1 protein-coding gene is annotated in these 229 nt (G+C 52.8%); it reads left to right on the forward strand.

The features are described from left to right. Positions 1-229 (forward strand): YhfT family protein (locus ICJ84_RS16855; RefSeq protein ID WP_317173673.1); only part of this gene is annotated, 229 nt, incomplete at both ends.

The raw sequence follows: 229 nt of genomic DNA on the forward strand, positions 1-229 counted from the left end.
CTGCAATGATAAGCGGTGTGTATGGCACTAATGGCTGGTGTGACTGGTTCCTCGGCTTAGGCTATCTGGCACCTAACCCAGTGGTGGCTGGCATACTGGGCGCGGGGGCAATGGGGGTCGAGATCACCAGTTTGAGTCGAATTGGTAAGGCGATGAACCGCTTCCCGTCGTTGAAAATGTCCGGTGATAACATTCGCACCGCCATGACACAAATTCTTGAAATTGCACT

Origin of the sequence: Aestuariibaculum suncheonense (assembly GCF_014596935.1) — a bacterium.
GTDB classification, from domain to species: domain Bacteria; phylum Bacteroidota; class Bacteroidia; order Flavobacteriales; family Flavobacteriaceae; genus Aestuariibaculum; species Aestuariibaculum suncheonense.